Source organism: Pseudomonas sp. MNR3A (genome assembly GCF_009650575.1).
In the GTDB taxonomy this organism is placed as follows: domain Bacteria; phylum Pseudomonadota; class Gammaproteobacteria; order Pseudomonadales; family Pseudomonadaceae; genus Aquipseudomonas; species Aquipseudomonas machongensis.
The window spans coordinates 540,858-557,286 of record NZ_VZZS01000016.1 but is presented as its reverse complement, the minus strand read 5'-3'; the positions used below and the strand labels follow the sequence as shown (position 1 = coordinate 557,286).

The following is a 16,429-nucleotide window of genomic DNA, read 5'->3' as shown; positions in this document are numbered from 1 at the left end:
CGCTTCCAACGACGCCGGGGTTCCTGTGGGAGCGGGCTTGTCCCGCGATGGGTCGCGCAGCGGCCCCACGCTCTGCCAGACCTAGAGCAACTTCTTTGCCACACCGCTGAAACCCCTGCGGCACAAGGCTTACAGCTCTACTCACAACGTCTGTTGCTGCCCCAGCAACACCTCTATCCCGGCCACTGCTGATCTGGCAGCACTCACCCCGCAATCCTGCCCGCCAACCAGCACCCGTCCCCCCGACGCCCTGGCCTGGGCCCCGTGATTCGGGGCCTGCAGCCGTTGGCACGGGCGCTGCAATAGCGCTGTCACGACCCTCAAGGAGCGACCCCATGACCCTCGCCACTGCCCCTGTACTGCCAGCCGCCGACACGCGTCTGGAGCGCATCTGGTTCACGCGCTGCCCCGTCCCGACCGCTTCGGGTATCGCCTACAAGCTCGGCTGGCTAAACGAAGAATTCGCCGCCGACGGCCTGCCGGTGGAAACCCTGCAGGAGGCCCGTCAGCTCGGCCAGCATCACTATGATCACCAACTCCCCGGGCTGTTTCGCGAAGGCGGCAACCTGCCGGCGCTGGCGGCTCGTGCTGCCGGTGCACCGAGCCGGCTGATCGGCCTGACCTGGATCGAGGAATGGCAGACCATCCTGGTACGCCCCGACTCGGGCATTCGCAGCGCCGCCGACCTGCGCGGCAAGCGCCTGGCACTGCCGGCCTGGGGCGACAACCGCCCCGGCAGCATCGCTCGGGCCATGAGCCTGCATGGCTACAAGGGGGCCCTGGCCTCGGCCGGCCTGAGCCTGGACGACGTGCACTTCAAAGAGGTGGCGCTGCTCGACCAGACTCGGGCCGAAACTCCGCAACTGGGCCTGCAGCGCCTGTGGTCGGGCCTTGATTACCTGGCCCGCGGCGAGGTGGATGCGGTCTACGTCAAGGGCGCAGCCGCCGCCGATGCCGCGCGGCGCCTGGGCCTGGTAGTCGGTGTCGACCTCGACGCACTGCCTGATCCGCGCCACCGCATCAACAACGGCACGCCAAGGCCGATCACCGTGCACCAGAGCCTGCTCGACGATCACTTCGATCTGGTGTTGCGCTTTCTCGCCCAGACCCTGCGTGCCGCCCAATGGGCTGCAGGCAACCGCGATGCGCTCAACGCCATTCTCGAGGAGGAAACCCGCGCCGGCAGCCAGGGCGTGGCCGAGGCGTACCGCGGCGATTTCCACACCACCCTGGCGCCGGACCTCTCGGCGCAACGCCTGGACTACCTGGACGTGCAGAAGACCTTTCTCAACCTGCACGGCTTCCTCGAACGCGACTTCGACCTCGCCGACTGGGTCGACCATCGCCCCCTGCAAGCTGCCCATGAATTGCTGGCCCAGCGCCGCGCCTGATACCGGAGACCTGAGATGACCGTACTGATCAACGAGCAAATCGACCTGGACACCTTCGTCGACCAAGTGGTGGCCGAGGCCGAAGCGGCCTTCACCGTGTTCCGTGAAACCCACACCATCACCGCCAATGGCACCGTCGGCTTTATCGAGCGGGTACCTGGCCAGGAGCTGCTGGTGTCGGTGAACTATGGCGGGCCGTGGAAGCGCCACCAGCCGCTGCAGGCCAGTGTCAGCGACTTCGCCGGCAATGTGGTTCGCGGCAAGGCCAAAGGCGGCCTGGGTCGCTACACCAAGCTGTTCCAGACCCACGCCGATGTCACCACCGTGTCCCATGTGCACAGCCCCTACCTCGGCGCCTGGGCCCAGACCCACCGCACCTTGCCGTTCCACTACGTGCCGGTGCAGCGCTACCAGTTGGCCCGCGAGCTGCCGGTCTACATCGACCGACGCCAGGCCGAGGTGGACTTCATCCTCGACAAGATCGCCGAGAACCCCTTCAACCTGGCGATCCTGGAGGCCAACGGCGGCGCTACGGTATGGGGCAAGCAGGGCCTGCGCGCCACCGCCGAGTTCATCCTGCTGCTGGAGGAGGGCGCGCAGATCCAGTTGCTGGCCGACGCGCTCGGTGGCTCGCGCCCCTATGGGCCAGGGGTGCTGACCCAGCAATGGAAGATGAGCGGCCTGTACGAGCGCGCCACCGAGCTGGGCCTGGTGCCGGGCATCGACCGTCGCAACTGAGCCGTTCACTTTCTCGCAAGGAGCACGCCCATGGCGGTCAAGATCCTCTGGTACCTCACCACCCCCGACGGCCCCTATCCCTGGGAGCCCCAGGGGCGCTGGAACACCGATTTCCAGCACCTCAAGCAACTGGCTGTGGCGGCCGACCGTCTTGGCTACTATGGCGCGCTGCTGGGCTCGAGCCCGAACGAAAGCCTGGCGGTGTCGGCCGCGCTGATCGATGCCACCGAGCGCTTGCGTTTCCTCGTGGCCCAGCACCCCGGCGAGCTGTCGCCTGCGGTGCTGGCCAAGTGGGCGCTGACCTTCGACCAGTTCTCCAATGGCCGACTGCTGTTCAATGTGGTCAACGGCAACGATGCGGGCCTGGCGACCTTGGGCGTGCATTACCCGCACGATGAGCGCTACGACTTCAGCCTGGAGTACTGGCGCGCGTTCCAGGGTTTCTATGCGGGCGAAACGGCAGGCTACCAAGGGCGTTACGTCAAGCTCTCGCCGCGCTCGCCGGCAGCGGCCAGCCACCCGCTGGGCGGCTGGCATCCACCCAAGCAAAAACCGGGCATCCCGCTGTGGGGCGCTGGCACCTCGGCGCCTGGAGTGGCCCATTCGGTGCAGTTGCTCGACGTCTACCTGAGCTTTGCCGATACCCCGCAAAGGCTGGGGGACAAGTTCCGCCGCGTGGCCGCCGAAGCGGCGAAGATCGGCCGCGAACTCACTTATGGCACGCGCCTGCAAGTGATCGTGCGCGAAACCGAGGAAGAGGCCTGGGCCCACGCCGAACGCCTGCTGCAACGGACGTCGCTGGCCACCGCGCGGGCTTCCATCGAGCGCCAGCTACCGCCGGGGCAGACCCTGGAAAGCTTCGTCAGTGACGATCCACGCATCCAGCGCAACCTCGACAGCATTCGTGCCGGGCGCCTGCCGAGCGCGCGCGAGCTGGAGATTCACCCCAACGTCTGGCTCGGCCCGAGCCTGTTCGGCTTCAACATTCTTGGCCCAGCGGCCGGCACGTACCTGGTGGGCAGCGCCGAGCAGGTCGCCGAGCGTATCCGCGAGTATGAGGCGCACGGCACGTCGGCCTTCATCCTTTCCGGCTTCCCGCTGATCGATGAAGCGCAGCGGGTCGCCGACCTGCTGTTCCCGTTGCTGGACCTGGACCACGGCTTCGAAGTGCCGCGCCTGGGCGCCGCACGCCAGGCGGCGGTGGCGCAACCGGCATGAGGACTGAGCGATGACTGAGTTTTCCCGCCGGGTCTTTCTCGGCAACAGCCTGGCGGTCGGTGGTGGCCTGTTGCTTGGCGGCAGCCTGCTCGGTGGCTGCGATGCCGGCCAGCCAGCGGCGGTTGGTGGTGCACTGCCGGGGGCGCCGGCACGCGGCGGTCGCCTGCGGGTCGGGATCATCGACGGTGACCAGGCAGGCAACCTCGACGCCCACAAGCCGGTGGGCGGCGGGATCATTCGCGGCTGGGCGCTCTATGCCAAGTTCTGGGAATGGAACCCCGATGTCAGCACGCGCCTGGCCCTGGCCGAGTTCGCCGAGCCCAACCGCGATGCCAGTGTCTGGACCATCCGCCTGAAGCCGGGGCTGGAGTTCCACCACGGCAAGAGCATCACCGCCGACGACATGCTGTTCTCGATCCTGCGCCTGACCGACCCGAAGCTGGCCTCGCCCTATGCCGGGCTGGTCGGTGCCATCGACCGCGATGCCCTGCGCAAGGTCGACGAGCGCACCCTTGAAATCCGTTTCAAGGGCGGCCAGAGCTTCTATCCGCTGGATGAAACCCTGATCAGCTTTGGCGGCATCGTGCCCACCGACTATCACCCGGTCACCAATCCGGTGGGCGCCGGGCCCTATCGGCTCAAGAGCTTCATCCCCGGGCAACGCTCGCTCTACACCCGCTTCGAGAACTACTACAAGCCCGAGCGCCCCTACACCGATGAACTGGAGATCATCGAATTCAAGGACCAGGTCTCGCGCGCCGCCGCGCTGCGCGCCGGGCAGATCGACGTCGCCAGCGGCGTGCAGGCCGAACACAGCGCATTGCTCAAGGCCGACCCGCGCCTGCGCCTGTATGTGTCGCCCACCACCTCGTTCAGTGGCTTCAACCTCAACCTGGCCAAGGCGCCGTTGCAGGATGTGCGCGTGCGCCAGGCTCTGCGCTTGCTCGCCGATCGTCAGGAACTGGTGGCCCGCGGGCTCAACGGCTTCGGTCGAGTGGCCAACGATCTGTATGCGCCGCACGATCCTACCTACAACCATGACCTGCCCCAGCGCCCGTACGATCTGGATCAGGCCCGCGCACTGCTGCGCCAGGCCGGCCACAGCGACCTGCGCCTTGAGCTGACCACGCCTGCAGGCTCTGGGGTGAATGCCGCCTTGGTGTTCGCGCAGCAGGCGCAGAAGGCGGGGGTGCAGGTCAAGGTCACCCAGGTCGATGGCTCGGTGTTCAATGGGCCGCAGCGCGAGCACTGGCAATTGTCGCCAGGCTCGACGCCAGCGCGCGGTTTTCTGGCCTCGGCGCTGCACAACGATGCGCCGCAGGCGATCTACAACCGCAGCAACTTCCACGATCCGCGCTTCAGCGAACTGTTCGGGCAGGCCTTGGCCCAGCCCGACCTTGCCCTACGCAAGGCCCTGGTCCACGAGGCCCAGGCGATCCAGCACGCGCGCGGTGGCCTGCTGATCTGGGGCTTCAGTGATGTGCTCGATGCCGCCAGCGCACAGGTCGGCGGGCTCACTCCGGAGCAGACCACCTTCGCCTCCTGGCGCTTTGACGAGTTGTGGTTGAACCATGCCTGATCCTCATCACTGCACACCGCGCACGCCGGCCTGGCTGTCGTGGTTCATCGGCCGCCTGGGCTACGGCCTGCTCACCGCCTGGGTCATCAGCCTGGTGGTGTTCATTGCTACCCAGGCGTTGCCCTCGGACCCGGCGCGGGTGATCCTCGGCCCGGACGCGCCACTGGAAAGCATCCTCACCCTGCAACGGCAACTGGGGCTGGACCAGCCGATCCTGGTGCAGTACCTGCGCTGGCTCGGCGCCGCGCTAGGTGGCGACCTGGGCATTTCGCTGGATTCCCAGGTGCCGGTGGCCGACCTGTTGTTCGGCCGCCTCGGCCACACCCTGGCGCTGTTGGCCGGTGTGCTCGCGCTGGTGGTGCCGCTGGCGCTGCTACTGGGCGTGACCCTGGCGCTGCGGCGCGACAGCCGCCTGGACCGCTTCGGTCTGTCGGCGCTGATCCTGTTCAAGGCCACGCCCGGGTTTCTCCTGGCCATCGGCCTGGTGCTGCTGTTCTCCATGCCCGGCATGGGCTGGCTGCCGGCAGTGTCGATCCTCGATCCGCAGCGGCCATTGTGGGCGCAACTGCAGTACCTGGTGCTGCCGGTGATTGCCCTGGGGCTTTCGGCCTTGCCCTACCTGACACGCATGGTGCGTGCCGCGATGATCGAAGCGCTGGAGTCGGACTATGTGATCGCTGCGCGCCTGCGCGGCATTCCCGAGCGGCGCATCGTCTGGCGGCATACCTTGCCCAACGCGCTGACCCCAGCGATCCAGGGCGTGGCCCTGACCCTGCGCACCCTGGTTGGTGGTGCGCTGCTGGCCGAGGTGATCTTCAGCTATCCCGGTATCGGCACGGCACTCAATGCGGCGATCCAGATGCGCGACCTGCCGATGATCCAGGGCATCGTCCTGGTCATCACCTTGGCGGTGGTGCTGATCAACCTGCTCGCGGACCTCCTCACCGTGCTGCTGACCCCCAAGCTGCGCACCGCGCGCCGGGTGCGGATGATCCGGCGCAACCGCCGCGGCATCCTGCCCTGGTGGCGCCGCTCGCGCAGCGTACCTGCCCAGGAGGCGAACCATGATTGATACCCCTTGGCATGCCGATCGGCAGATCCGTCGTGGTGCCCTCATCACTTTGCTGGTGGCCGGGTTGGCGCTGCTGGGGCCCTGGCTCGCACCGCATGCACCGACGGCCATGGTCGGTCCGGTGTACGGCCCACCGGCGGCCGGTGCGCCGCTGGGCCATGATTTCCTGGGGCATGACCTGCTCTCGCGGCTGCTCAGCGGTGGGCTGTCGGTCCTGTGGATGTCAGTGGCGGCTGCGACCCTCGCGCTGCTGGCCGGTGGCAGCCTGGGCCTGCTGGCGGGTTTTTCGCGGCGACGCCTGGACCAGGCGATCAGTTGGGCGGCGGATGTTTCGCTGGCATTTCCCGACCTGATCCTGGTGCTGCTGATCGTGTCGATGCTGGGGCGTGCGCCTTGGCTGATCGTGCTCACCGTGGCCATCGCCTTCACCCCTGGGGTGATCCGCCTGGCGCGCGGCAGCGCGGTGGCGGTGGCCGGGCAGGAGTTCGTCGAGGCGGCGCAGATGATGGGCTATTCGCGCTGGCGCATCCTGTTCAGGGAGATCCTGCCGAACATTCTCACGCCGCTGCTGGTGCATTTCGGCAACATGCTGACCTGGGCCGTGGGCATGCTCTCGGGCCTGGGTTTCCTCGGATACGGGGTGGCACCGCCGGCCGCCGACTGGGGCCTGATGATCAACGAGAACCAGGCCGGCCTGCTGGTGCAGCCCTGGGCCGTGCTGGCCCCGGCGTTGCTGATCGGCGTGTTCGCCTATGGCACCAATATCCTGGCCGAAGGCATTGGTCGCGCCAGTGCGCGGATCGGGGAGAAACAACCATGAATGCGGTCGTGCAGAGCGTCGCCGAAGTGCTGCGGGTCAGCGACCTGCGGGTGGAACTGGCCGGTCGGGTGGAGGTGCTGTCGGGCGTGTCGTTCAGCCTGGCGGCAGGGGAGATCGTCGGGCTGGTCGGCGAATCCGGTTCGGGCAAGACCACCCTGGCGACGGCCTTGCTGCGTCATGCCCGCCAGGGCGCGCGGATCGTTGCCGGGCGTGTCGAGGTCGCCGGTCACTCGCTGCTGGAGCTCGAAGGCGAGGCATTGCGCCTGGCTCGTGGTGGGCTGGTCGGCTATGTTGCCCAGGACCCGGCCACGGCCTTGAACCCGGCGCTGCGCATCGGTGCGCTGCTACGCGAAACCGTGCTGGCCCATCAGCCGCGCCTGGCCCGCGAGGCCCTGCAACAGCGCATCGCCACGACGCTCGAGGAGGTCGGGCTGCCGTCTGACGCCGGATTCCTGCGCCGTTTCCCGCACCAGCTGTCCGGCGGGCAGCAACAACGGGTGATGCTGGCCCTGGCGTTCGTCCTGCGGCCGCGCTTGATCGTGCTCGACGAGCCGACCACGGCGCTGGACGTCACTACCCAGGCCCATGTGCTCGGCACCCTCAAAGACCTGTGCCGCAGCCACGGCGTGGCGGCGCTGTACGTCACCCATGACCTGGCCGTGGTGCGCGACCTGGTGGACCGGGTGATGGTCATGTATGCCGGGCGCCTGGTCGAGATCGCCGCGCGCGAGGCGTTGTTCGCCGCGCCAGCCCATCCCTATACGCGTGCGTTGCTCGGGGCGATCCCGGATGTTGCCCGGCGTCAGCCGCTGCAAGCCATCGGCGGTCATGCCCCGGCACCCGGGCAGAGGCCCGAGGGTTGTGCCTTCGCTCCCCGTTGTGCACGGCGGCAGGCGCAATGCAGGGTGCTGGAGCCCGCGCTGGTGCGCCTGGGCCGCGAGCAGCAGGTGGCCTGCCTGGTGCCGCATCAAGAGCCGCTGGTATTGATCGATAGCGCGGCGGGCGAGGGGCACCTCGAAGCGCTCACTGCGACGCCGCTGCTCGAGGTACAGGGTCTGGACGTGGCCTACGACCGCCAGGTGCTGTTCGAGGTTGCGCTGCAGGTGGGGCAGGGCGAGTGCCTGGCGTTGGTCGGTGAGTCCGGCTCGGGCAAGACCAGCCTGGCGCGGGCCATTGCCGGGCTTGGTGAGAACGTGCAGGGGCACCTGCGCTACGCCGGGCAGCCGCTGCCCTTTGCCGCCCGCCAGCGTGATGCCGGGTTGCGCCATCAGATCCAGTACATCTTCCAGAACCCCTACCGGGCGTTGAATCCTCGGCAGACGGTGTTGCAGACCCTGAGCGCGCCGTTGGCGCATTTTTTCGGTATTCGCGGCGACGAGGCCAGGCGTCGGGTCGAAGCGGTGCTCGAGCGGGTATCGCTGCCGGCACGGGTGGCCGGCCTGTATCCGCACAGCCTCTCGGGCGGCGAACGCCAGCGCGTGGCGATTGCCCGGGCGCTGGTGTGCGAACCTCGGCTGCTGGTGTGCGACGAGATCACCTCGGCGCTGGATGTGTCGGTACAGGCGTCGATCCTGGCGCTGCTGCGGCGTTTGCAGGGCGAGGGACTGACCGTGCTGTTCGTCACCCACGACCTGGGCGTGGTGCGTGCGATTGCCGACCGGGTGCTGGTGTTGAATCGGGGCAGGGTGGTGGAGCAGGGCGCGGTGGACGCGGTGTTCGAGCGACCTCAGCAGGGGTACACCCAGACATTGCTCGCACATTCGCCGCGTTTGCACCCCTGACCTGCCGCGGTACCGGCTCACCTCTGTCGTAGCGGACTTCAGGAAAAAATCATCAAGCGCGGAATTATTTAGTGTCCATTTGTATCTGACCCCATAGGGCCCGTTGCCACTATTGCTTTGGCTGCGTGGCCGAAAACTGTTCGCCCGCCCGATCTGCCCCGGGGACAGCGGATTGTCACGACAGGTCAGCTACAGAGTAAGCACTTATGAAATCACGCAAGAGAGTCAAGCCGATCGGCTTGAAAGACATCACCATCGTTGACGACGCCAAGATGCGCAAGGCGATCACTGCCGCAGCGCTCGGCAACGCCATGGAGTGGTTCGACTTCGGCGTCTACGGCTTCGTCGCCTATGCGTTGGGCAAGGTGTTCTTCCCCAACGCCTCGCCCAGCGTGCAGATGATCGCGGCCCTGGCAACCTTCTCGGTCCCTTTCCTGATCCGCCCGCTGGGAGGGCTGTTCTTCGGTGCCCTGGGGGATCGCTATGGCCGCCAGAAAGTCCTGGCGGCGACCATCGTCATCATGTCGCTGAGCACCTTCGCCATCGGGCTGATACCGTCCTATGCCTCGATCGGCATCTGGGCGCCGATCCTGCTGTTGCTGGCCAAGATGGCCCAGGGCTTCTCGGTCGGCGGCGAATACACCGGTGCCTCGATCTTCGTCGCCGAATACGCCCCTGACCGCAAGCGCGGCTTCCTCGGCAGTTGGCTGGACTTCGGCTCGATCGCAGGCTTCGTGCTCGGTGCCGGCATGGTGGTGATGATCTCGGCCATCGTCGGCGAGGAGCAATTCCTCGACTGGGGCTGGCGCCTGCCGTTCCTCGTCGCGTTGCCGCTGGGCATCATCGGCCTTTACCTGCGCCACGCCCTGGAGGAGACGCCAGCCTTCCAGCAGCATGTCGACAAGCTCGAGCAGGGTGATCGCGAAGGTCTGGCCTCGGGGCCGAAGGTGTCGTTCAAGGAGGTGGCCACCAAGCATTGGCGCAGCCTGCTGACCTGCATTGGTGTGGTGATCGCGACCAACGTCACCTACTACATGCTGCTCACCTACATGCCCAGCTACCTGTCGCACAACCTGCACTACAGCGAAGACCACGGCGTGCTGATCATCATCGCGATCATGGTCGGCATGCTGTTCGTGCAGCCCGTGATCGGCTTCCTCAGCGACAAAGTCGGGCGTCGCCCGTTCATCGTGGTGGGCAGCGTCGGCCTGTTCGTCCTGGCGATCCCGGCGTTCATGCTGATCAACAGCGGCAGCCTCGGGGTGATCTTCGCCGGGCTGCTGATCCTGGCGGTGCTGCTGAATTTCTTCATTGGCGTGATGGCCTCGACCCTGCCGGCGATGTTCCCCACTCACATCCGCTACAGCGCCCTGGCCAGCGCCTTCAACATCTCGGTGCTGATCGCCGGCCTCACCCCGACCATCGCCGCCTGGTTGGTGGAAAGCACCGACAACCTGTACATGCCGGCCTACTACCTGATGGTCATCGCCGTGATCGGCCTGCTCACCGGGCTGACCATGAAAGAGACCGCCAACAAGCCCCTGCGCGGAGCGGCGCCTGCGGCCTCGGACCTGGAAGAAGCCAAGGAACTGCTGCAGGAGCACCACGACACCATCGAGCAGAAGATCGAGGACATCGACGAGCAGATCGCCGAGCTCGAGGCCAAGCGCAAGGTGCTGGTGCAGCAGCATCCGCGGATCGAATGAGGCCCCGCGCGATGCCGTACGCGCGTGGGCTTATTAAGGTGATACGAAAGCGTTTCATGCGATGATGGCCAGCCGCCTCTAGCCAGACACCTCGGGCGCAGGGCGGCTGCCTTCGACCAACCATGGATGATCATCGTGTTCAAACCGCTACTCCCTCTCGCCCTGAGCGCCCTGTTCCTGGGCGGCTGTGCCGGCCACGCGCCGAGCAAGGACAAGGTTTCCCTGCGCACCGACAAAAGTGCGATCGTCGGTATCTGGGCGATGATGCCGCTCAAGAGTGGCATCGCCAACGTCGCCGAATACAAGGCCGACGGCAAGGTGCTACTGCACCCGTTCAACTGCGCCGAGCCCAAGACCCAGGCCGTCGAGATTTCCGACTACAAGGTCGCGGAGGACGGCAGTTCGATCCACGTTCAGTCCGAGGCGCGCGCGTTCGACCTGAAGGTATTGGGTTTTGCCCCGACGGTCATGATGTTGAGCATGCCAGTCGCCGATGCCCAGCTCACCTTCCTCTACCGCAAGGTCGACCAGGTGGCGCCGCTATGTGACCTGTACGTCGATGCCAAGGGTGAGGCGGCACGGCGAACCCCGTTCCAGGCAAGTGACTTCGCCCCGGCGCCGGCAGTACCAGCAGGCCATGCGGGGCTCGAACGCTATATCGGCAAGTGGGCGAGCAAGGCCGGCGCGGTGCAGATCGAGGTCGTTCGTGACGCCAGCGGCGTCTACCTCTATCACCGCCCGGACGAGAACTGGCGCTACCTGTACAACAACGTGCGCTGGACGGGCGATGCCCTGGCCTTCAACAGCTACGCCTATACCGAGAAGCCGGCGCTGTTCCGCCATCCCTACCACAAGACCAATACGCCCATGACCCTTGAGCCGCTGGAAAACGGCCAGGCGCGCCTGACCTATCTGATCGACGGCAAGCGCTTCGACAGCCTGCTGCACAGGACCAAGGACTGAGCCGAGCCCAGCAGAGACGGGCTTGCGTCATGGCGGCTCGTCTCTACAGTGATATGGAATCTAAATTAATTTGCATATTAGGTTATTCCTAAAATCAATTTAATTTATCTATAGCGACTCGGTACAGTCAGTGCTCCAACGCACGTACCTTCCCGAGGAGCTCCATGCCGATCCGTTCCCGCCTTCTGTTGATTGCCGCCAGCCTGCTGCTGGCAACCCAGGCCTTTGCCGCCGAGCGCCTCACCCTGCGCGTCGGTGACCAGAAGGGCAACATGCGCGCCCAGCTCGAGGCTGCCGATGCACTGCGCGACCTGCCCTACGACATCCACTGGGCCGAGTTTCCGGCCGCCGCGCCACTTGCCGAGGCGCTCAACGCAGGCGCCATCGATGCAGGCATCATCGGCGATGCCCCACTGCTGTTCGTGCTCGCCTCCGGGGCGCCGGTCAAGGCCATCGCGGTGGACAAGTCCGACCCCTACGGCACCGCGGTGCTGGTGCGCCCGGAGTCGCCCCTGCGCAGTGGCGCCGACCTCAAGGGCAAACGCATCGCCACCGGCCGCGGGTCGATCGGCCACCACATTGCGCTCAAGGCTCTGGAGCAGGCCGGCCTGAGTGAGAAGGACGTGGAGTTTCGCTTTCTAGGGCCGGTGGACGCCAAGATCGCCCTGGCCAACGGCTCGGTGGACGCCTGGGCGACCTGGGAGCCTTACACTGCGCTGGCCGAGACCAGCGGGCAGGGCAGGGTGCTGGTGAACGGTCGCGGCCTGTCCAGCGGCAACAGCTTCCTGGCGGTCACCGACCAGGCGCTGCAAGACCCTGCGCGACGCGCGGCCTTGCAGGACTACCTCAAGCGCCTGGCTGGCGCCCAGGTGTGGGCCAACCAGCACCTGGACAGCTATTCCAAGTCCCTCGCGGCGATCATCGGTTTTCCCGAAGAGGCCGCGCGGTTGCAGTTCGAGCGGCGCAAGCTGCACTGGCAAGGCATCGATGAGCACACCGTGACCCAACAGCAGGAGACCGCCGACTTCTACCATGCCCATGGCCTGATGACGCAACGGCTGGACGTTACCCCAACCTTCGCCAAGGGTTTCAGCGTACCTGCCGACTGAGGCACGCGGCGAGGTTCACACCCCGCGGGTCAGCCCGCCATCGACCTTGATGTTCTGCCCGGTGATGTAGGCCGCACCTTCGCTGGCCAGGAAGGCGATGGTCGCGGCGATTTCCTCGCTCTTGCCGTAGCGCTTGAGCGGCACGCTGTCGCGGCGTTGCTCGGTGGCCGGCAGGCTGTCGATCCAGCCGGGCAGAACGTTGTTGATCCGCACGTTATCCTTGGCGTAGGTATCGGCGAAGATCTTGCTGAAGGCTGCAAGGCCGGCACGGAACACGGCCGAGGTCGGGAACAGGTCGCTGGGCTCGAAGGCCCAGGCGGTGGAGATGTTGATGATCACGCCACCTTGCTGTTTCTGCATGGTCGGGGTGACCAGGCGGGTCGGGCGGATGACATTGAGCAGATAGGTGTCCATGCCCTTGTGCCAGTCGTCGTCGCTGATTTCCAGGATCGGCGCACGCGGGCCGTGGCCTGCGCTGTTGACCAGCACATCGATGCGCCCCCATTTCTCCAGCACGGTGTCGACCAGGCGTTGCAGGTCGTCGTTGGACTGGTTGCTGCCGGTCACGCCGATGCCGCCCAGTTCGTTGGCCAGGGCCTCGCCCTTGCCCGATGAAGACAGGATTGCCACCTTGAACCCGTCTGCGGCCAGGCGCCGTGCCGCCGCTGCACCCATGCCGCTACCGCCGGCGGTGATGATCGCTACTTTTTCTACTGACATGTGACCTCCAATGCAATGCTTGGCTGATGTGATGGTGTCAGCCTAGCACCGGTGCACCGCTGGCAGAGAGGCAGCAGGGGTTTGTCGATTCAGTAGAAAATCTATTGCCTCAGAGGGCTTCCACCTGCTCCAGCAGCCAGCCGCGAACCACGTCCAGTGCGGTCGGTGTGCTGCCCTTGCGGGGCCAGACCAGGTAGAAGTGCTTGTCCATCTCCAGCGCCTGCTCGAATACCTGCACCAGCCGTCCGGCCTGCAGGTCTTCCTGCACGAACAGTTCGCTGGACAGCGCCAGCCCTTGCCCGGCCACGGCGGCCTCGATGGCCAGCGAGGTCTGGTTGAAGCGTACGTTCTTCGGCATCGGCTGGGGCGGCTGGCCGAACAGCTGGGTGATGAACTCGGGCCAGAAATTATGCGCATCGTGCAGCAGCAAGAAATGCTGCAACTGCTCGAGGCTGTGCGGTTTACCCCATTGCGCCAGCAGTGCAGGGCTGGCCACCGCGACCACTCGCTGCCTGAGCAGCAGCTCGGTGTTGAGCCCTGCGCCGAAGGGCGGATGGCCGTAGCGCACGGCAAGGTCCACACCGTCGGCCTGGAAGCGCGACAGGCGATCGGTGGCCAGCACCCGCAGGTCGATCTCGCCATGGGCCTCTGTGAACGAACTCAGCCGCGGGATCAGCCATTTCGAGGCGAAGGTTGGGGTGACGCTGACGGTGAGGTGACGGTTGTCCGGGCGCAGTGCCGCAGTGGCTTCGCCGATCAGGGCCAAGGCGTTGCGGATACTGTGGCTGTAGCCCAGCCCCGCATCGGTCAGGCGCAGGCCACGTGGCAAGCGTTCGAACAGCCTGATGCCCAGGCTCGCCTCCAGCCCCCGTACCTGCTGGGCCACGGCTGCCTGGGTGACACCCAGCTCCTCGGCCGCCAGGCGGAAATTCAGATGGCGCGAGACAACCTCGAACACGCGCAGGGCATTGAGCGGGGGGAGGGCGGTCGGGCCTTCGGTCATGGTCGTGCCTGCTGGTGGGGATCGCTGGAGGATAACAGTTTGCGCAGCCTGCTCTGTTGCAGGATCGGTGTAACCGGTACCCTCGACGCCCCATCGTTTTCAGGACCATGCCCATGTCTCGAGGTGCCGTGATTGCAGCCGGGCTGCTGCTGTTCGCCAGTGTTCGGGTGTTCGCCGAGCCGCCCACCGTGATGCAGCGCTACGCCTGCAGCGCTTGCCACCAATTGGATGCGCGGGCCGTGGGTCCGTCCTGGCGAGAGATTGCTGCGCGTTATCGCGACGGCAGCAAGGACGCCGGGCAGTTGGTGCAAAGCGTCCGACAGGGCAGCCGGGGGCAATGGGGAGTGGTGCCGATGCCGCCACAGTCGCAAGCCCGCGAGGAAGATTTGCAGGCCATTACCCAGTGGATTCTCGAACAGCATTGAAAGCTGGGTTCACTATCCTGAAATTCGCAATGAATCATCCTGATCTGTCCTGCTTATCGCGACGGACCTGAACGCATAACCTGTGCCTCACCGACACCCGGCGAGGCCTTCAGCCCATGCAGCACGTTCCTGTCTCACGCTCCCTCGCGGCACGCCTGCTCCGCCATTTCCCGGGCCAGTGCGAGAAACGCGGTCATGCCTGCCGAGGGATTGCGCCGCCCGGCGTAGTACAGGCACAGCCCCGGCAACGGTGGCGTCCAGTCGTCCAGCACACGCACCAGGCGCCCGGCCGCGATGTCCTCGCGCACGTCCTGTTCCATGAAGTAACCAAGGCCCACGCCAGCCATGACGGCAGTACGTGCCAGGCTGGCCTCGTCCAGAGTGATGGGGCCCTGTACGTCGATCTGCTGCGCGCTGTTGCCGTTGGCGAACCGCCAGCGGAACAGCGCGCCATCCGGCAGGCGCACGCGGACGCAACTGTGGCGCTGCAGGTCGGCCGGCAGCCTTGGCGTGCCCCGCGCGGCCAGGTAGGCGGCGGAGGCGACCACGGCATAGCGCTGCGGCCGGCCGAGGGAAAGGCTGATCATGTCGCTGGGCACCAGGTCGGCGACTCGCACGCCCAGGTCGAAACCATCGGCGACGATGTCCACCAGGCGCCCCTCGGTGACCAGGTCCACCTGCATCTGCGGATAGCGCCGCAAGAACTCCAGTACCAGCGGCCCGATGATCTCGCGTGCGGCGAACGCCGCAGCGTTGATGCGCAGCATGCCACTGGGCTGATCGCGCTGGGCGCGCACCACTTCCAGGGCGCCTTGCACCTCGCCCAGCGCCGGGGCGACGTGCTCGACGAACAGGCGCCCGGCATCGGTCAGGGACACGCTGCGCGTGGTGCGGTTGAACAGGCGCACGCCAAGGTTCGCCTCGAGCTTGCCGATGGCGTTGCTCAGGGCAGTGGTGGACATCCCCAGGTCGATGGCCGCCGCGCGAAAACTGGCGCGCCGGGCGATGGCGAGGACGGCATCGAGGTCGTTGAGGCTGACGCGCTCCATGGTTCGGCTCGTTCGGACAAAAACACGATTCTATCCGCAACCCAGGTTGCTACCACCGGAGAATATCCATGATTCATCCATCAGAAACCCTGCGTGGCAAGCGCGTACTGGTCACCGCTGGCACCAAAGGCCTGGGCAAGGCCACGGTCGAGCTGTTCCTCGAGCTGGGCGCCCGTGTACTGACCTGCGCGCGCACAGCGCCCGTCGATGCCCCTCAGGCGTCGTTCGTCAAAGCCGATCTGACCACCCTCGAGGGGTGCGAGCAGTTGGCGGGCGAGGTCGAGCGGCAGCTGGGCGGTGTCGATGTCATCGTTCATGTGCTGGGCGGTTCCAGCGCACCGGCCGGGGGCTTTGCCGCCTTGGGCGAGGCGCATTGGCAACAGGAGCTGGACCTCAACCTGCTGCCCGCCGTGCGTCTGGATCGGGTCTTGCTGCCCGGCATGCTGGCGCAGGGCGGCGGGGTGATCGTTCACGTCACCTCGATCCAGCACCAACTGCCGCTGCCGGAAGCCACCACCGCCTATGCGGCGGCCAAGGCGGCGCTGTCGACCTACAGCAAGAGCCTGTCCAAGGAAGTCGCACCCAAGGGCGTACGCGTGGTGCGGGTCGCGCCCGGCTGGATCGAGACCGAGGCCTCGGTAGCCCTGGCCGAGCGCCTGGCCAGCGAGGCGGGCACCGACTACGAGGGCGGCAAGCGCATCATCATGCAGGCCTTGGGCGGCATCCCCCTGGGTCGGCCCGCCAGCCCGAAGGAGGTGGCCAACGTCATCGGCTTCGTGGCCTCGCCAGCAGCTGCGGCGGTGACCGGCACCGAGTTCGTGGTGGATGGGGGCACCGTCCCTACCGCTTGAACCG

At 66.4% G+C, this 16,429-nt stretch carries 15 protein-coding genes; 12 read left to right on the top strand and 3 right to left on the bottom strand.

All coding sequences use genetic code 11. The annotated features are described in order from the left end of the window. Positions 1-335 precede the first annotated feature (335 nt). From F6X62_RS14135 to F6X62_RS14090, 10 genes are all read left to right on the top strand, one after another. On the top strand, positions 336-1,391 hold the full coding sequence (locus F6X62_RS14135) for an ABC transporter substrate-binding protein (RefSeq protein ID WP_153773896.1): 1,056 nt from the start codon (positions 336-338) through the stop codon (positions 1,389-1,391). Between the two features lie 15 nt (positions 1,392-1,406). Next, entirely contained in the window at positions 1,407-2,129 is a 723-nt protein-coding gene (locus F6X62_RS14130) for a class II aldolase/adducin family protein (RefSeq protein WP_063545200.1), read from the top strand. Between the two features lie 30 nt (positions 2,130-2,159). Further along, positions 2,160-3,347, top strand: a complete 1,188-nt coding sequence (locus F6X62_RS14125) for an LLM class flavin-dependent oxidoreductase (RefSeq protein ID WP_065864827.1) — start codon at positions 2,160-2,162, stop codon at positions 3,345-3,347. A 10-nt stretch (positions 3,348-3,357) separates the two neighbouring features. After that, positions 3,358-4,926, top strand: a complete 1,569-nt coding sequence (locus F6X62_RS14120) for an ABC transporter substrate-binding protein (RefSeq protein ID WP_153773895.1) — start codon at positions 3,358-3,360, stop codon at positions 4,924-4,926. Beyond that, positions 4,919-5,998, top strand: a complete 1,080-nt coding sequence (locus F6X62_RS14115) for an ABC transporter permease (protein WP_153773894.1) — start codon at positions 4,919-4,921, stop codon at positions 5,996-5,998. Before F6X62_RS14120 ends, F6X62_RS14115 begins: the two co-directional genes overlap by 8 nt. After that, a complete protein-coding gene (locus tag F6X62_RS14110) occupies positions 5,991-6,818 on the top strand; it encodes an ABC transporter permease (RefSeq protein ID WP_054891482.1) in 828 nt (275 codons plus the stop codon). The genes F6X62_RS14115 and F6X62_RS14110 overlap by 8 nt, the downstream gene beginning before the upstream one ends. Then, positions 6,815-8,599 carry an ABC transporter ATP-binding protein gene (locus tag F6X62_RS14105; RefSeq protein WP_153773893.1) on the top strand — a complete coding sequence of 595 codons (1,785 nt, stop codon included), beginning with the start codon at positions 6,815-6,817 and terminating at the stop codon, positions 8,597-8,599. The genes F6X62_RS14110 and F6X62_RS14105 overlap by 4 nt, the downstream gene beginning before the upstream one ends. A gap of 206 nt (positions 8,600-8,805) precedes the next feature. Next, positions 8,806-10,305 (top strand): glycine betaine/L-proline transporter ProP, encoded by a 1,500-nt coding sequence (proP, locus tag F6X62_RS14100; protein WP_054891480.1) that lies wholly within the window; start codon positions 8,806-8,808, stop codon positions 10,303-10,305. Positions 10,306-10,431: 126 nt separating this feature from the next. Then, complete coding sequence (locus F6X62_RS14095) at positions 10,432-11,268, top strand: hypothetical protein (RefSeq protein ID WP_054891479.1); 837 nt, start codon at positions 10,432-10,434, stop codon at positions 11,266-11,268. Positions 11,269-11,432: 164 nt separating this feature from the next. Then, complete coding sequence (locus tag F6X62_RS14090) at positions 11,433-12,377, top strand: ABC transporter substrate-binding protein (protein ID WP_153773892.1); 945 nt, start codon at positions 11,433-11,435, stop codon at positions 12,375-12,377. A gap of 15 nt (positions 12,378-12,392) precedes the next feature. Here the strand turns inward: F6X62_RS14090 and F6X62_RS14085 are convergent, their stop codons facing one another. Continuing rightward, positions 12,393-13,097 (bottom strand): SDR family oxidoreductase, encoded by a 705-nt coding sequence (locus tag F6X62_RS14085; RefSeq protein WP_153773891.1) that lies wholly within the window; start codon positions 13,095-13,097, stop codon positions 12,393-12,395. Positions 13,098-13,206: 109 nt separating this feature from the next. After that, entirely contained in the window at positions 13,207-14,100 is an 894-nt protein-coding gene (locus F6X62_RS14080; RefSeq protein WP_153773890.1) for a LysR substrate-binding domain-containing protein, read from the bottom strand. A 113-nt stretch (positions 14,101-14,213) separates the two neighbouring features. Between F6X62_RS14080 and F6X62_RS14075 the strand changes: the two genes are divergently transcribed. Continuing rightward, complete coding sequence (locus F6X62_RS14075) at positions 14,214-14,525, top strand: c-type cytochrome (RefSeq protein WP_197890981.1); 312 nt, start codon at positions 14,214-14,216, stop codon at positions 14,523-14,525. Positions 14,526-14,659: 134 nt separating this feature from the next. On the opposite strand, the gene F6X62_RS14070 is transcribed toward F6X62_RS14075, so the two are convergent. Next, complete coding sequence (locus F6X62_RS14070) at positions 14,660-15,574, bottom strand: LysR family transcriptional regulator (protein WP_153773889.1); 915 nt, start codon at positions 15,572-15,574, stop codon at positions 14,660-14,662. Between the two features lie 68 nt (positions 15,575-15,642). Here F6X62_RS14070 and F6X62_RS14065 point away from each other — a divergent pair, with 68 nt between their 5' ends. After that, positions 15,643-16,425, top strand: a complete 783-nt coding sequence (locus F6X62_RS14065; protein WP_153773888.1) for an SDR family oxidoreductase — start codon at positions 15,643-15,645, stop codon at positions 16,423-16,425. Positions 16,426-16,429 lie beyond the last annotated feature (4 nt).

What these genes read in the sequence shown, in the direction of transcription:
- F6X62_RS14080 (WP_153773890.1), bottom strand. Translation starts at nt 14,100, where the DNA reads ATGACCGAAGGCCCGACCGCCCTCCCCCCGCTCAATGCCCTGCGCGTG.
- F6X62_RS14105 (WP_153773893.1), top strand. Translation starts at nt 6,815, where the DNA reads ATGAATGCGGTCGTGCAGAGCGTCGCCGAAGTGCTGCGGGTCAGCGAC.
- F6X62_RS14130 (WP_063545200.1), top strand. Translation starts at nt 1,407, where the DNA reads ATGACCGTACTGATCAACGAGCAAATCGACCTGGACACCTTCGTCGAC.
- proP (WP_054891480.1), top strand. Translation starts at nt 8,806, where the DNA reads ATGAAATCACGCAAGAGAGTCAAGCCGATCGGCTTGAAAGACATCACC.
- F6X62_RS14125 (WP_065864827.1), top strand. Translation starts at nt 2,160, where the DNA reads ATGGCGGTCAAGATCCTCTGGTACCTCACCACCCCCGACGGCCCCTAT.
- F6X62_RS14120 (WP_153773895.1), top strand. Translation starts at nt 3,358, where the DNA reads ATGACTGAGTTTTCCCGCCGGGTCTTTCTCGGCAACAGCCTGGCGGTC.
- F6X62_RS14135 (WP_153773896.1), top strand. Translation starts at nt 336, where the DNA reads ATGACCCTCGCCACTGCCCCTGTACTGCCAGCCGCCGACACGCGTCTG.
- F6X62_RS14075 (WP_197890981.1), top strand. Translation starts at nt 14,214, where the DNA reads ATGTCTCGAGGTGCCGTGATTGCAGCCGGGCTGCTGCTGTTCGCCAGT.
- F6X62_RS14115 (WP_153773894.1), top strand. Translation starts at nt 4,919, where the DNA reads ATGCCTGATCCTCATCACTGCACACCGCGCACGCCGGCCTGGCTGTCG.
- F6X62_RS14095 (WP_054891479.1), top strand. Translation starts at nt 10,432, where the DNA reads ATGATCATCGTGTTCAAACCGCTACTCCCTCTCGCCCTGAGCGCCCTG.
- F6X62_RS14070 (WP_153773889.1), bottom strand. Translation starts at nt 15,574, where the DNA reads ATGGAGCGCGTCAGCCTCAACGACCTCGATGCCGTCCTCGCCATCGCC.
- F6X62_RS14090 (WP_153773892.1), top strand. Translation starts at nt 11,433, where the DNA reads ATGCCGATCCGTTCCCGCCTTCTGTTGATTGCCGCCAGCCTGCTGCTG.
- F6X62_RS14085 (WP_153773891.1), bottom strand. Translation starts at nt 13,097, where the DNA reads ATGTCAGTAGAAAAAGTAGCGATCATCACCGCCGGCGGTAGCGGCATG.
- F6X62_RS14110 (WP_054891482.1), top strand. Translation starts at nt 5,991, where the DNA reads ATGATTGATACCCCTTGGCATGCCGATCGGCAGATCCGTCGTGGTGCC.
- F6X62_RS14065 (WP_153773888.1), top strand. Translation starts at nt 15,643, where the DNA reads ATGATTCATCCATCAGAAACCCTGCGTGGCAAGCGCGTACTGGTCACC.